Here is a 13,069-nt window from a genome sequence, read left to right on the forward strand (position 1 = left end):
GGGTTTGCACACTCTCCCAAGCGAATAGTCGTCGCGCGAGATTCGCGTCATGCGTGCAGCGAATCCCGAGGAAATCTGGGGGACGAATGCCGTCTGATGTCACTGAGCCGAAGTGGTCCCTACGGCTGCCTGCAGATTGCAGCATCGCTGCGATCCGCAGCGTCTATGACCTGATCCGCGAAGCTTTCGGCCGGCAGGACCGGCTCGAGATCGATTGCTCAAGCGTCGACAAGGCCGACGTAACCTCGATCCAGCTTCTGCTGTCGACCGCCAGGACGGGCGAGGCCCAGGGCCGCCCGGTGGTGCTCACATCATTCTCCCAGTCTCTGCGCAACACCCTTCGCCGCGCCGGCTTCGCCAGCGATGCGATGATCGATCAGCACTTCCCGCAAAAGAAAGATGGCACCTGATGGCCACGATTCTCACGGTCGACGATTCCCCCAGCATCCGTCAGATGATCAAGGTCGTGCTCGAGCCGGCCGGTCACAACGTGATCGAGGCCGGCGACGGCGCGCAAGGGCTCGCCAAGGCGCAGGCCGGCAAGCTCGACCTCGTCATCACCGACCTCAATATGCCCGTCATGAACGGGCTGGAGCTGATCCGGGCGCTGCGCAAGCTGCCGAGCGCGGTCGGCATGCCCATCGTGTTCCTGACCACCGAATCCAACGATACGGTGAAGCAGGAAGCCAAGAGCGCCGGCGCCACCGGCTGGATTACCAAGCCGTTCAAGCCGGAGCAGCTGCTCGCCGTGGTCGGCAAGCTGGTGCGTGCATGAACGCGATAGACCCGACAGAGGTCTTTCGCCAGGAAGCCAGCGAGCTGTTCGAGGTCCTGGAAGGGGCCTTGCTCGATCTCGGCCAGCGTCCCGACGACCGCGAGCTGGTCGATTCCGCCTTCCGCGCCCTGCATACGATCAAGGGCTCGGGCGCCATGTTCGGCTTCGACAAGGTCGCCTCCTTTACGCACGAATTCGAGACCGCGTTCGACCGCGTCCGCAAGGGCGAGATCAAGCCGACGCAGGAGCTGATCTCGGTCGCGCTTGCGGCCAAGGACTATATCCGCGCGCTGATCGAGGATCCGCAGTCGACCGACGACATCATCGGCGAGGCCATCCTCGACGACCTCAAGCGCTTCGTGTTTCCCGACCGGCCTGCTGCTCCCGTTGCCGAAATCGCAGAAGCACCGCCGCTGGCTCCCAGTGAAAGCAAGCAGACCGGCTGGCACCTGTATCTGGAATTTGAATCCCACATCCTGCGCAACGGCTCGAACCCGCTCGATCTGCTGGAAGACCTCTGCAAGCTCGGCCCGTGCTTCGTCGTGCCCGTGACCGATGGCATCCCGTTCCTCGACGAGATGGAGCCGGAAGACTGCTATCTGAAGTGGGACGTCAAGCTGCACGCCGCCTGCGACAGGGACGCGATCGACGACGTCTTCATGTTCGTCCAGGACGAGATGAAGCTGACGCTCTCGCCGCTTGAGCAGGTCGAAGCGCCCGCGCCGCTGCCGTTGTTCCAGCTTCTCGACGAGGAGCCGGCTCCGGCTCCTGTGGCCGAAATGGCCGTGCCGGCGGTCGAGGCTGTTGTTGCGCCTGTCGCCGCGCAGCCCGTCGCAAAGGCGGAGCCGAAGCCGGAAGCCAAGCCTGAATCCAAGTCTGAACCGAAACCCGAGGCCAAGCGTGACGATCGCGGCATCGCCACCGTCCGCGTCCAGGCCGAGCGTCTCGACGAGTTGATGGACCGGGTGGGTGAGCTCGTCATCGCCCAGGCGCGGCTGACCCAGCTCGCCTCGTCCGGCTCGGATCTCTCGATCAAGATGATCGCCGAGGAAATCGAGCGCCTCGCCTCCTCCCTGCGCGACACCACGATGGGCGCGCGCATGGTACCGATCGGCTCGCTGTTCGGTCGCTTCCGCCGCCTGGTGCACGATTTGTCGCGCGACCTGTCGAAGCCGGTCGAATTCGTCACCACGGGCGAGGATACCGAACTCGACAAGACCATGATCGAGTGCCTGGCCGATCCGCTGGTGCACCTAATCCGCAACGCCATCGACCATGGCATCGAAGACACCGCGACCCGCTCCGCCAACGGCAAGACGGAGCAGGGCCGGATCGAACTCGCCGCCGTTCATTCCGGTGCGCAGGTGCTCGTCACCGTGAAGGACAATGGCGGCGGCCTCAACACCGCGCGCATTCGCGCGAAAGCGGAAGAGCAGGGGCTGATCGCCTCCGGCGCCGTGCTGACCGATCACGAGATCCACCAGTTCCTGTTCCACCCGGGCTTCTCGACCGCGCAGACCATCTCGGCGCTGTCGGGCCGCGGCGTCGGCATGGACGTCGTCAAGCGCACCATCGAGAACATGCGCGGCACGATCGATCTGTCGACCCGGCCGGGCCAGGGCACCACGGTGACGCTGCGCCTGCCGCTGACGCTTGCGATCATCGAGGGTCTTTTGATCCGTGTCGGCGAGGGCCGCTACATCATTCCGTTGTCGGCCGTGGAGGAATGCATCGAGCTGACCGCCGAGGACGAGCGCTCCCGCGGCCGCAACTTCCTCAACGTGCGAGGCAATCTCGTGCCCTTCCTCAGGCTGCGCGAAATCATGACTGCGTCGGGTACGCCCGACCGGCACCAGAAGACGATCATCATCTCGACCGGTGAGACGCACGTCGGTCTTGTCGCGGACCAGATCATCGGCAACCACCAGACCGTGATCAAGTCGCTCTCCAAGCTGCACTCCGACGTCACGATCTTCTCCGGCGCGACGATTTTGGGTGACGGCACGGCGGCGCTGATCCTCGATGTAGCGCAGCTCGTCACGCTGGCGCAGTCGAAGGTCGAGAAACAGCATATCAGCGAGGCGGCCTGATGAACGATGGTTTGACGGGCGAGCATCACGCCGACGCGATGCAGGTCGTAATGATCGGCCTCGGCGAGGAGAAGTTCGCGCTCGACGCAGGCCTCGTGCGCGAGATCATCGATCCCGTGCCGGTGACCAAGGTGGCGGGCGCGCGGGCCTTCGTTCCGAGCGTCATCAACGTGCGCGGCAACGTCATTCCGCTTGCGGACCTGCGCATCCGCTTCGGCATGCCGCAGCTCGACAATTCGGCCGACACGCGCATCGTCGTCATCGAGCTCACGCTCGACGGCGAGCCGGTCCTGGTCGGCGTCACTGCCGACAAGGTCTACGAGGTCACCGAGATATCGCAGACCGACGTACAACAGACGCCGCGCGTCGGCATGCACTGGAAGCCGGAGTTCATCCGTTTCATCGCCAAGTGGCGAGAAGAGTTTGTCATCGTTCCCAACATGGAACGCATCCTGAATTGAAATGAGGTCTCGGGCGAGACTGGGGTAGGGGCTGGAAATGAGATTTACCGTCAAGGCAAAGCTTGCCATCGCATTCGGTGTGGTCCTGCTGCTCTCGATGGCTGCGGGCGGCCTCGCTTATGTGAAACTGAGCGAGATGATCGACACCGCCGACAGTCTGGTGTCGCGTGCCAACCGGATGGACCGTGCGGCGGAGATCGAGAAGGGTATCCTGCTTCAGGTTCGCGCCGAGAAGAACCTCATTCTCGCGCCTGAAGGCGAGGCGGATCGTTTTATCGCCGAAATCGCCAAGCAGCGCGAGACGCTCTCGAAGTTGAAGGAAGAGATCCAGGCCGCGGCTTCCCCCGAAGGCAAGAAACTCATGGAGAATTTCGGCGTCGCGTATGCGCGGATGAACGCCGTTCAGGACGACGCCCTCAAGACCGCCCGGACCGACAAGGCGAAAGCCGCCGAGCGCTCCATGACCGAGGTCCGCAAGGCGGTCGCCGAGGCCATGGAAGCCGCCAACGTCTACGTCACCAACGTCAAGAAGAACATGGCCGCTCAGGCGGCCCAGGCTCACGAGGACGGCAACCGGGCCCAGCTCCTGCTGATCTCGGCCGTGCTGGCTTCGCTTGTCATCGGCCTGATCGCCGCGATCTGGATTTCCTTGAGCATCTCCCGCGGTCTCGGCCGCGCCGTCGGGCTCGCCGGCGCGGTTGCCGATGGCGATCTCAGCCAGTCGATCAAGGTCACAAGCAACGACGAGATCGGCGATCTCGTTACCTCGCTGAACTCCATGGTCGAGAAGCTCAAGCAGATCGTCGCCGAAGCACTCACCGCGGCGCAGAACGTCTCGGCCGGCAGCCAGGAGCTTTCGGCCAGTGCCGAGCAGCTGTCGCAGGGCGCGACCGAACAGGCCTCGTCGGCCGAGGAAGCCTCGTCCTCGATGGAAGAGATGGCCTCGAACGTAAAGCAGAATGCCGACAACGCCAACCAGACCGAGAAGATCGCGGCGCAGTCGGCCAAGGACGCGGAAGCCAGCGGCGTCGCCGTGGGGCGTGCCGTCAACGCGATGCAAACCATCGCCGAGAAGATCACGATCGTGCAGGAGATCGCGCGCCAGACCGACCTGCTTGCCCTCAACGCCGCGGTCGAGGCCGCGCGCGCCGGTGAGCACGGCAAGGGCTTTGCCGTGGTCGCGTCCGAAGTCCGCAAGCTCGCCGAACGCAGCCAGGCGGCCGCGGCCGACATCGGTACGCTGTCGACGGAAACCGTGAAGGTCGCGCGGGAAGCCGGCGACATGCTGTCCAAGCTCGTGCCCGACATCAAGAAGACCGCCGAGCTGGTCCAGGAGATCACGGCGGCCTGCCGCGAGCAGGACGTTGGCTCGGCCCAGATCAACCAGGCGATCCAGCAGCTCGACAAGGTCGGGCAGCAGAACGCCAGTGCTTCCGAGCAGGTGTCCTCGACCTCGGAAGAACTCGCCTCGCAGGCCGAGCAGCTTCAGTCCACCATCTCGTTCTTCCGCATCGAGCATGCCGGCCGCGGCGAGAGCGCTGCGCCCGCGCCGATCGATCGCGCCGTCACCCAGCTCCGTGCCAAGGCCGCGCACATGGCGGCAGCGGATCGCGGCGCCAAGAAGCCCGCACCGGCGCGCAAGCCCGCGCGCGCGATGAAGGTCGCCGGCGGCGGCGGCTTTGCCTTCGACATGCATGACGGTGAAGACGACCGCGACGCCGAATTCCAGCGCTGACCGCAATTTGAAAACCATCTGACTCTGGACCGTACCATGGCCGCAACCTCGCAATATCTGACGCTCGGGCTCGCCGGCGAGACGTTCGGCATCAGCATCCGCAATGTCCGCGAAATCCTGGACATGCGGCCGATCTCGCGGCTTCCGCATGCGCCGAACTTCCTGCTCGGCATGATCGACGTGCGCGGGGCCGGCTATCCCATCGTCGACCTCCGGACCAAGCTCGGCCTGCCGGCCGTGGCGGCGACTGAGGCGACCCGCATCATCATCCTCGACGTGCCGATGAAGGACCGTCTGGTCGGCGTCGGCTTCGTCGCCGATTGCGTGTTCGAGGTCACCGACATCGACGAGCAGGCAATCGAGCCCATCCCCGAGGTTGGCGGCAAATGGCAGTCCGACTATGCCGCCGGCATCGGTCGCAAGGGCGAGAAATTCGTCGTCATCTTCGATCTCGCCAAGCTGATGGCGAACGACGAGATCCCGGAAGGGCGCGATACCTCTCGCGCCGCCTGAGTTTGCAAGCGTGAAGCGTGCTCGAGCGTAAGCACCCCAATTCGAACCAACGAGACTGATATGAGATTCACCGTCAAAGCCAAGCTTGCCAGCGCCTTCGGCGTCGTCATCCTGCTGTCCATGATCGCCGGTGCGGTCGGTTACATGAAGCTGGCCGATATGGTCAGCAGCACCGAGCTCCTTGTCGCGCGTTCGAACCGCATGGAGAAGGCCGCCGAGCTGAAGGAAGGCATTCTGTTCCTAGTGCGCGCGGAGAAGAACTCGATCCTGGCGGCATCCGACGCAGACCATGAGCAGTTCCGGGCCGACCTGATCAAGAATCGCGAAGCGATCACCAAGTCCAAGGATGAGATCTACGCAGCGGCCAGCGAAGGCGGCAAGAAGCTGATGGAGGTTTTCAACGTCGCCTTCGCCAAGCTGAATGCCTATCAGGACGAGACAGTCCAGCTTGCGAAGAACGACAAGCCGAAGGCGCTGGATCGCTCCATGCATGACGGCCGAAAGGTTGTCGCGGACGCGTTGGAAGCGGTCGACGGCTACATCAAGAACACCAAGAAGAACATGGCCGAGCAGGCCGATCAGGCCAGGCAGGATGGCGCCCGTGCCGAGATGCTGCTGATGAGCCTGGTCATCGCCTCGCTGCTGATCGCCGCGGTCGCGGCGACCTGGATTGCGCTGAACATCAGCCGTGCGCTGGCGCAGGCGGTGGGCCTCGCTGATGCGGTGGCGATCGGCGATCTCAGCCACAAGATCGAGTCCTCCAGCAATGACGAGATCGGAGATCTCATCAAGTCGCTGAACGCGATGACGGTCAACCTCAACGCGACGGCGGCGCTCGCCAACCAGATCGCGCAGGGCGATCTCATGGTCGAGGCCAAACCGCTGTCGGACAAGGATACGCTCGGCCTCGCGCTCGAGCGCATGGTGGAGAAGCTCCGTCAGATCGTGTCGGAAGCCCTGACCGCGGCGCAGAACGTCTCCGCCGGCAGCCAGGAGCTCTCCGCCAGCGCTGAGCAGCTCTCGCAGGGCGCGACCGAGCAGGCCTCGTCCGCCGAGGAAGCTTCTTCTTCGATGGAAGAGATGGCCTCGAACGTGAAGCAGAACGCCGACAACGCGAACCAGACCGAGAAGATCGCCGCGCAGTCCGCCAAGGATGCCGAGGCCAGCGGCGCCGCGGTCGGCCGCGCCGTCAACGCGATGCAGACCATCGCAGAGAAGATCACGATCGTGCAGGAGATCGCGCGCCAGACCGACCTGCTCGCGCTCAACGCCGCGGTCGAGGCTGCGCGCGCCGGCGAGCACGGCAAGGGCTTTGCCGTGGTTGCGTCCGAAGTGCGCAAGCTCGCCGAACGCAGCCAGGCGGCCGCCGCCGAGATCGGCACACTCTCGACTGAAACCGTCAAGGTCGCGCAGGAAGCCGGCAATATGCTCTCCAAGCTCGTCCCTGATATCAAGAGGACGGCAGAGCTCGTCGAGGAAATCACCGCCGCCTGCCGCGAGCAGGACGTCGGCTCGGCCCAGATCAACCAGGCGATCCAGCAGCTCGACAAGGTCGGCCAGCAGAACGCCAGCGCGTCCGAACAGGTCTCCTCGACCTCGGAGGAGCTCGCCTCGCAGGCCGAGCAGCTTCAGTCGACGATCGCCTATTTCCGCATCGAGCAGGGACGCAGCCAGGCCGCGGCGCCGATCGACCGGGCGGTTACCCAGCTCCGCGCCAAGGCGGCGACAATGGCGGCCGTCGAGCGTCCGGCCAAGAAGCCGCAGGCGAGGCCGGCGCGCGCGATGAAGGCGGCCGGTGGCGGCGGCTTCGCCTTCGACATGAACGACGGCGAGGACGATCGGGACGCCGACTTCCAGCGCTGAGAGCCGTCAAGAGGTCGGCCCATCCTTCACCGGTGGGCCGATCCGCCGTCAGTGATCGTGTAAACGCGTGGGATTCAAGATGGCCCGTTCGGCCCGACATTCAGTGCAGGCGGCCATCGCGGATCGGGGCATTCAGCCATGATGCCCGCCGTGCAGGATACGGTCGTCCATCTGTCCGACCGCCACTTCCGGACCATCGCCGAACTGATCGAGGGCCAGGTCGGCATCAAGCTGCCGCAGGGCAAGCGGCTGATGCTGGAGGGGCGGCTGCACAAGCGCGTGCGCGCGCTGAACTTCTCCGACCTCAACGAGTATGTCGACAACCTGTTCGAGGCCGATCATTTCGACACCGAGCTGACCCATCTCATCGATGTGGTGACGACCAACAAGACCGACTTCTTCCGGGAGCCACAGCACTTCACCTTCATGAGGGACGTCGCGATCCCGGCCCTGCTCAAGTCGCACGGGCGGAAGAACGCGAACCTGAAGATTTGGAGCTCGGCGAGCTCCACCGGCATGGAAGCCTACACCACCGCCATGGTGCTGGACGACATGACGCGGAACGGCTCGCGGTTTCAGTACCGCATCCTCGGGACCGACATCTCGACCGCGGTGCTGCGACTTGCCAAGTCCGCGATCTACACCCGCGACGTGCTCGCCCCGGTGCCGGAGCCCTTCGTGAAGCGTTATTTCCTGTCGTCGCGGGACAAGTTGCGCGGCGAAGTGCGGGTGGTGCCGGAATTGCGGCGCATGACGCATTTCATGAGGATGAACCTCATGGATAAGTCCTACCCCGTCGACCGGGACGTCGACATCATCTTCTGCCGCAACGTCCTGATCTATTTCGAGCGCGAGACCCAGCGCAAGGTGATCGAGCAATTGTGCAGCCATTTGCGGCCCGGCGGCTATCTTCTGGTCGGTCATTCGGAATCGATGATTCACAGTGCAGTGCCGGGTCTGAAGCAAGTTCAGCCAACCATTTTCAAGGTCTAGCCGGAGCGCAACCAGAATGCCGAGGGAGAAAGTTCGCGTACTGATCGTGGACGATTCGGCGTCGGTGCGCCAAATCCTGCAAACGATCCTCAACGATGATCCTGACATCGAGGTGATGGGGGCGGCCTCCGATCCGTTCGCGGCGGCGCGCCGCCTCCAGAACGAAATCCCCGATGTCATGATCCTCGACCTGGAAATGCCGCGCATGGACGGCATGACCTTCCTGCGCAAGATCATGGCGCAGCGCCCGATCCCGGTGATCATCTGCTCCTCGCTCACCGAGGAAGGTTCCAACGTGATGTTCGAGGCGTTCGAGGCGGGCGCGGTCGACATCGTGCCGAAGCCGAAGATCGACACCCGGCAGGCGCTGCTCGAATGCTCGACGCGGCTGCGCGAGGCCGTGAAATCGGCAGCGCGCGCGCGGGTGCGTCCGCGGGCGGAGCGCCGTATGATCGAGAGGAAGCTGACCGCCGACGCCATCATCCCGCCGCCGGTGCAGGGCAAGGTCCGGCCGACGACTGAGCGCATCGTGTGCATCGGTGCATCGACCGGCGGGACCGAAGCGCTCAACGACGTCCTCGAGATGCTGCCGCCGCACTGTCCTCCCATCGTCATCGTCCAGCACATGCCGGCAGGGTTCACTGCGGCCTTTGCCAGGCGTCTCGACAGCGTCTGCCAGGTCCGCGTCAAGGAAGCCGAGGACGGCGAGCCGGTGTTGCCGGGCTGCGCCTATATCGCGCCGGGCGCCCGTCACATGCTGCTCCAGCGCATCGGCCTGCGCTACCAGATCGCGATCAAGGACGGCCCGCCGGTGTCGCGGCATCGCCCCTCGGTCGATGTGCTGTTTCGCTCCGCGGCCCAGCATGCCGGCGCCAATGCGCTCGGCGTGATCATGACGGGCATGGGCGACGACGGCGCGCGCGGCATGCTGGAGATGCGCAAGCTCGGCGCCTCGACGCGCGCGCAGGACGAGGAGAGCTGCGTGGTGTTCGGCATGCCCAAGGAAGCCATCGCGCATGGCGGTGTCGAGAAGGTCGTCTCGCTGCATCATATCCCGCGCGAGATCATGCTCTGGTATCAGGCCGGACACGTTGCGGTGGCAGGTTGATTGCGATGTCCGCCATTCCGGCCAATACGCTCCCCGAGGCGATCGTCGCGATCGAGGATGTCTCGTCGCGGATCGAGGACGTTTTCGCGCGGGTCGGTCACGAGCTCGGTCGCGGCCACCTCATCTTCAAGGAGCTGAACCAGGGCCTTGCGACGCTCTCGGAGGAACTCTCCGGCGCCGAGATCGAGGGCGCCGCCACCGCGCTACAGGAGATCGCCGCACGGCTCAGCGAGCTGGCAGAGGCGCTGCCGGCCGAGAGCGCGCTGCTTGCGACCATCGGCACGCGCACGGCTGAGGCGTCCGCGCTGCTCAAGCCGCTGTTCAAGCACATCCAGATGATCACCATCATCGCGCGCAGCGCGCGGATCGAGGCGGCTTCGCTGGATGGCGACCGCGAGGGCTTTCTCGCCTTCACGCAGGAAGCCTACGATCTCGGCAAGGCGGTACAAGGTTCGATCGAGGGCTGCGCGCGGGACCAGCAGCGCCTGTCGGAAGCCGTTGCGACCGCGTCCGGCCGGCAGAGGGAATTCGAGAGCCGTTACCGGAATCAATTGGTGTCGGAGAGCGCCGAGCTCGGCGCAGCCTATTCCGGATTGCGCGGCCAGCGCCGCGACAGCAGCCAGCTCGCCGACCTCGCGAGCACCAGCACCAGGAAGATCGCCGAGGCGGTCGGCGGCGCGATCATTTCCTTGCAGGCCGGCGACAGCACGCGCCAGCGCCTCGAACATGTCTGTCATGGCCTCGGCCAGGTGTCGGAAGCTGCGCCGGGCCTCGTTCCCGAACGGGGTGCGAGCGAGGACGGCGCGCGCGCGATCTGCCAGTTGCAGGCGGCCCTGCTCAGGGACGCCCAGCGTGAATTTGGCGGCGACATCGGCCAGATCGTTCGCGCGCTCACGGCCATCCTGCACGATGCGGGCAATGTCGTCGGCCATGGCCGCACGCTGTTCGGCGGCGAGGATGGCGGCTCGTCATCGTTCCTAGCGCGCATCAAGCAGGCACTGGCACATGCCTCGACCCTGATCGCCACCTGCGAGAGCGCCGGCCGCTCGGTCGACGAGGCGCTCGCCATCGTCGAGGACACGCTGGCAAAGTTTCGCCAGGCCATCGCCGGACTTACCGAGGCGACCGTCGACATCACCCTGATCGGAATGAATGCTGGCCTGAAAGCAAGCCATCTGGGCAGTCGCGGCAGCGCGTTTGTCGTGATCGCCAACGAGCTCAAGGCGACCGCGGACCAGGTTTCGGCGGGCGCGGGGCGCCTGCGGCCCGTGCTCGACGGCATCGAGCGCTCTGCGAACGAGCTGAAGGAGCTCCGCGTCCGGGGCGATCCCGCGCAGCTCGCCAAGTTCGAGCCGCAGATCCTCCAGGCGCTGCGCGAGGTCGAGGTCGGCAACGAACGGCTCGGCAAGCTGATGAGCCGGCTCGTCGATGAAGGCGCGGAATTCGAGGGCCTGATGAATTCGGCGCAAGGTCTGATGAGCTCGCTAGGCGAGAGCTCCGCGGCCTTGCCTGCGGTTGCCGCGCGGCTCGAGACCGCGAGCGCCGGCGCGCAGCGGCCGCAGCCGGAGGCGCAGGATCAGGCGATGCTCGATGATCTCTTCGCGCGCTACACGATGGAGCGCGAGCGGGACGTTCACCGCGAATTCCTGCAAACGCTTGGCCTTGCGTCGATCGTCGCCACGCGCCGCGTCGAAGCGGTCGAGACCGCGGATGACGGCATAGAGTTGTTCTGACGTTCGCCGCCGGCGTCGCGCGTCGGCGGCAATTCGACGGATTGGGTTTTCCGAGCATTAACCTTGCCCGAAGGGCTGGCCGTTAGGTCATTGTCGCGCCCCAGAGTTGGTCGCAAATACAGGGCGATCTTCACCTCGGAAATTTCCCCATGCTGAGAGACGGTAAATACGCTGCCTGGTTCAGGACCTCACGAGGTCAGGGCACCGGCATCGTGGATCTGGCCGAGGGCCGGATCTCGGGCCGCGACAGCTTCTTTACTTATGGTGGTTCCTACCGGGTCGATGAGCAGCACTTCTCGGCCGTCCTGACCGTGAACCGGCATGCCGACGGCCCGCTGAGCGTGTTTGGGCCTGATGAGGTCGAGGTCAAACTCTCGGGTGTGTGCAACGGCCTGGTGGCGAGCTGTTCGGGAACGGCCAAGGAAGCACCCGACGTGAAGTTCGAGGCGACGCTGATCTACAGCCAGGAAGATGCGCCGGCAGCCGACGCCAAATGCGCGGTCGTGAAGCTCAACGCCGACAAGCTGCCCAAGGGCCTCGACAACCGTTCCCGGCCGCGTCATCCGTTCACGCCGCCCAAGGCGCCTGTGTCGTAGGGTGCGGGCTTTTAGCTTTGCATTGACGCTGTTGTCGCGAAATCACGGCGCGACTGGACTGCGGCAACACTAGTTTTAGAGGTGAAATCTAGGTTGGGGCCCATAACAAAAGGCGGACAGGGACATGCCTCAGATCTGGATGACATATGACGAACTCGCGACCCTCAGCGGCTGCAGCGCTGCCGAGGCCAGGATGCAGGCGATGCATCTGTCGCTCGATCGCCGCAAGAGCCGCGACGGGAACACCCGCGTCAAGCTGAACCTCGCCTTGATGGCCCGGTTCTTCGAGACCGTTCGCGAAGCCGAATTCGACCTCGATGACGCGATCACGGCGCTGCGCGATGCCCATCGCCAGATGTCCGGGGTTCTTTCGACCAGTCAGCCGAGCTTGCGGCGCGGAGTGGCGTAAGCCGGCGCCGGTGGCCAGCCTCAGGACGGCGGCCTCGGCAGGAAAGCCAGGATGGTCTGGGCCAGAAGGACGCCGACGGTGCCGCCGGCGGCCTTTTGCAGCACATCGATGAATCGTGGATCACGATCCGGCGTCACCGCCTGCAAGACCTCCAATCCGACTGCGACGGCGATCACGAACGCGCAAGCCAGCTTGACGCGCCCCGGTAGCAGGAAGGACAGCAGGAAGCCCAACAGGCCGTAGGCGCTGAAGCGCTCAATCACGACGACCCAGTAGGCCTCCGCGTGGCCCATGAGTGCCGGCCGGCCCGCGAGCTTGGCCAGCGTCGCATAGACGATGAGCACGAGACAGATAACCGCGGCTGCGATGAGATGGTTGCGGCGCATTGCGCCAACATAGCCGGTCGACCGGCTGGCCGCTTTCGAAAGCCAAGAACATCGTTAAGGTTCACAAACCCTCGAGGGCATGAACCAAGGTTCACGGGCGAGCCGCGGAGCCGTGGCTACGGCCCAATCCGCATGCATGCAGTTGACGTCAAACGTGGCGGTGTAGTCGCGATGTCACGCGGACGGCGCTGAGTTGGCGAGGGCAGGCATTCATCTGCCAGTTCTTCGGCCTGGTGACCCAAAGCCGGACTGCCAAGAACAGGATGTTGATGCCGAACCAGATCGACAACACGATTAGGAAAGAGCTTGCCATGACGGCTCCGCCTCCCGCTTTCTTTCGAAAGCAATGCGGAGCGCGGCTGAGAGTTCCGCCGTCAGGGGAACGGGCAGGCGATCGCACCTGCCCA

The 13,069-nt window shown here is 64.8% G+C and carries 13 protein-coding genes; 12 read left to right on the plus strand and 1 reads right to left on the minus strand.

What is annotated here, in order from left to right; all coding sequences use genetic code 11:
• Positions 1-86 precede the first annotated feature (86 nt).
• From ABIB95_RS38955 to ABIB95_RS39010, 12 genes are all read left to right on the plus strand, one after another.
• Positions 87-410, plus strand: coding sequence for an STAS domain-containing protein (locus ABIB95_RS38955; RefSeq protein ID WP_014497542.1), 324 nt, complete (start codon positions 87-89; stop codon positions 408-410).
• Positions 410-775, plus strand: a complete 366-nt coding sequence (locus ABIB95_RS38960; RefSeq protein ID WP_008142319.1) for a response regulator — start codon at positions 410-412, stop codon at positions 773-775. Before ABIB95_RS38955 ends, ABIB95_RS38960 begins: the two co-directional genes overlap by 1 nt.
• On the plus strand, positions 772-2,865 hold the full coding sequence (locus tag ABIB95_RS38965; RefSeq protein ID WP_354247846.1) for a chemotaxis protein CheA: 2,094 nt from the start codon (positions 772-774) through the stop codon (positions 2,863-2,865). The genes ABIB95_RS38960 and ABIB95_RS38965 overlap by 4 nt, the downstream gene beginning before the upstream one ends.
• Positions 2,865-3,326, plus strand: coding sequence for a chemotaxis protein CheW (locus tag ABIB95_RS38970; RefSeq protein WP_166350025.1), 462 nt, complete (start codon positions 2,865-2,867; stop codon positions 3,324-3,326). The genes ABIB95_RS38965 and ABIB95_RS38970 overlap by 1 nt, the downstream gene beginning before the upstream one ends.
• 37 nt (positions 3,327-3,363) lie before the next feature.
• Positions 3,364-5,061, plus strand: coding sequence for a methyl-accepting chemotaxis protein (locus ABIB95_RS38975; protein ID WP_354247849.1), 1,698 nt, complete (start codon positions 3,364-3,366; stop codon positions 5,059-5,061).
• 36 nt (positions 5,062-5,097) lie between these two features.
• Positions 5,098-5,574: a chemotaxis protein CheW gene (locus ABIB95_RS38980; protein ID WP_212486833.1), complete on the plus strand. Its 477-nt coding sequence runs from the start codon at positions 5,098-5,100 to the stop codon at positions 5,572-5,574.
• Between the two features lie 60 nt (positions 5,575-5,634).
• Positions 5,635-7,437: a methyl-accepting chemotaxis protein gene (locus tag ABIB95_RS38985; RefSeq protein ID WP_354247853.1), complete on the plus strand. Its 1,803-nt coding sequence runs from the start codon at positions 5,635-5,637 to the stop codon at positions 7,435-7,437.
• Between the two features lie 138 nt (positions 7,438-7,575).
• The gene (locus ABIB95_RS38990; protein ID WP_071916273.1) at positions 7,576-8,430 is read left to right on the plus strand and encodes a CheR family methyltransferase; all 855 of its coding nucleotides are present in this window, start codon (positions 7,576-7,578) and stop codon (positions 8,428-8,430) included.
• A 16-nt stretch (positions 8,431-8,446) separates the two neighbouring features.
• Positions 8,447-9,538, plus strand: a complete 1,092-nt coding sequence (locus ABIB95_RS38995) for a protein-glutamate methylesterase/protein-glutamine glutaminase (RefSeq protein ID WP_063985238.1) — start codon at positions 8,447-8,449, stop codon at positions 9,536-9,538.
• A 5-nt stretch (positions 9,539-9,543) separates the two neighbouring features.
• The gene (locus ABIB95_RS39000) at positions 9,544-11,271 is read left to right on the plus strand and encodes a chemotaxis protein (RefSeq protein WP_354247856.1); all 1,728 of its coding nucleotides are present in this window, start codon (positions 9,544-9,546) and stop codon (positions 11,269-11,271) included.
• Positions 11,272-11,420: 149 nt separating this feature from the next.
• Positions 11,421-11,867: a hypothetical protein gene (locus ABIB95_RS39005; protein WP_014497533.1), complete on the plus strand. Its 447-nt coding sequence runs from the start codon at positions 11,421-11,423 to the stop codon at positions 11,865-11,867.
• 124 nt (positions 11,868-11,991) lie between these two features.
• The gene (locus ABIB95_RS39010) at positions 11,992-12,276 is read left to right on the plus strand and encodes a hypothetical protein (protein ID WP_166103640.1); all 285 of its coding nucleotides are present in this window, start codon (positions 11,992-11,994) and stop codon (positions 12,274-12,276) included.
• 20 nt (positions 12,277-12,296) lie between these two features.
• On the opposite strand, the gene ABIB95_RS39015 is transcribed toward ABIB95_RS39010, so the two are convergent.
• Positions 12,297-12,662 carry a VanZ family protein gene (locus ABIB95_RS39015; RefSeq protein WP_014497531.1) on the minus strand — a complete coding sequence of 122 codons (366 nt, stop codon included), beginning with the start codon at positions 12,660-12,662 and terminating at the stop codon, positions 12,297-12,299.
• Positions 12,663-13,069 lie beyond the last annotated feature (407 nt).

It is taken from the genome of Bradyrhizobium sp. LA2.1 (genome assembly GCF_040547725.1).
GTDB lineage: Bacteria > Pseudomonadota > Alphaproteobacteria > Rhizobiales > Xanthobacteraceae > Bradyrhizobium > Bradyrhizobium barranii.

Bases quoted from the DNA above. Each gene is read 5' to 3' on its own strand.
- ABIB95_RS38955 (WP_014497542.1), top strand. From the start codon at position 87: ATGCCGTCTGATGTCACTGAGCCGAAGTGGTCCCTACGGCTGCCTGCA.
- ABIB95_RS38960 (WP_008142319.1), top strand. From the start codon at position 410: ATGGCCACGATTCTCACGGTCGACGATTCCCCCAGCATCCGTCAGATG.
- ABIB95_RS38965 (WP_354247846.1), top strand. From the start codon at position 772: ATGAACGCGATAGACCCGACAGAGGTCTTTCGCCAGGAAGCCAGCGAG.
- ABIB95_RS38970 (WP_166350025.1), top strand. From the start codon at position 2,865: ATGAACGATGGTTTGACGGGCGAGCATCACGCCGACGCGATGCAGGTC.
- ABIB95_RS38975 (WP_354247849.1), top strand. From the start codon at position 3,364: ATGAGATTTACCGTCAAGGCAAAGCTTGCCATCGCATTCGGTGTGGTC.
- ABIB95_RS38980 (WP_212486833.1), top strand. From the start codon at position 5,098: ATGGCCGCAACCTCGCAATATCTGACGCTCGGGCTCGCCGGCGAGACG.
- ABIB95_RS38985 (WP_354247853.1), top strand. From the start codon at position 5,635: ATGAGATTCACCGTCAAAGCCAAGCTTGCCAGCGCCTTCGGCGTCGTC.
- ABIB95_RS38990 (WP_071916273.1), top strand. From the start codon at position 7,576: ATGATGCCCGCCGTGCAGGATACGGTCGTCCATCTGTCCGACCGCCAC.
- ABIB95_RS38995 (WP_063985238.1), top strand. From the start codon at position 8,447: ATGCCGAGGGAGAAAGTTCGCGTACTGATCGTGGACGATTCGGCGTCG.
- ABIB95_RS39000 (WP_354247856.1), top strand. From the start codon at position 9,544: ATGTCCGCCATTCCGGCCAATACGCTCCCCGAGGCGATCGTCGCGATC.
- ABIB95_RS39005 (WP_014497533.1), top strand. From the start codon at position 11,421: ATGCTGAGAGACGGTAAATACGCTGCCTGGTTCAGGACCTCACGAGGT.
- ABIB95_RS39010 (WP_166103640.1), top strand. From the start codon at position 11,992: ATGCCTCAGATCTGGATGACATATGACGAACTCGCGACCCTCAGCGGC.
- ABIB95_RS39015 (WP_014497531.1), bottom strand. From the start codon at position 12,662: ATGCGCCGCAACCATCTCATCGCAGCCGCGGTTATCTGTCTCGTGCTC.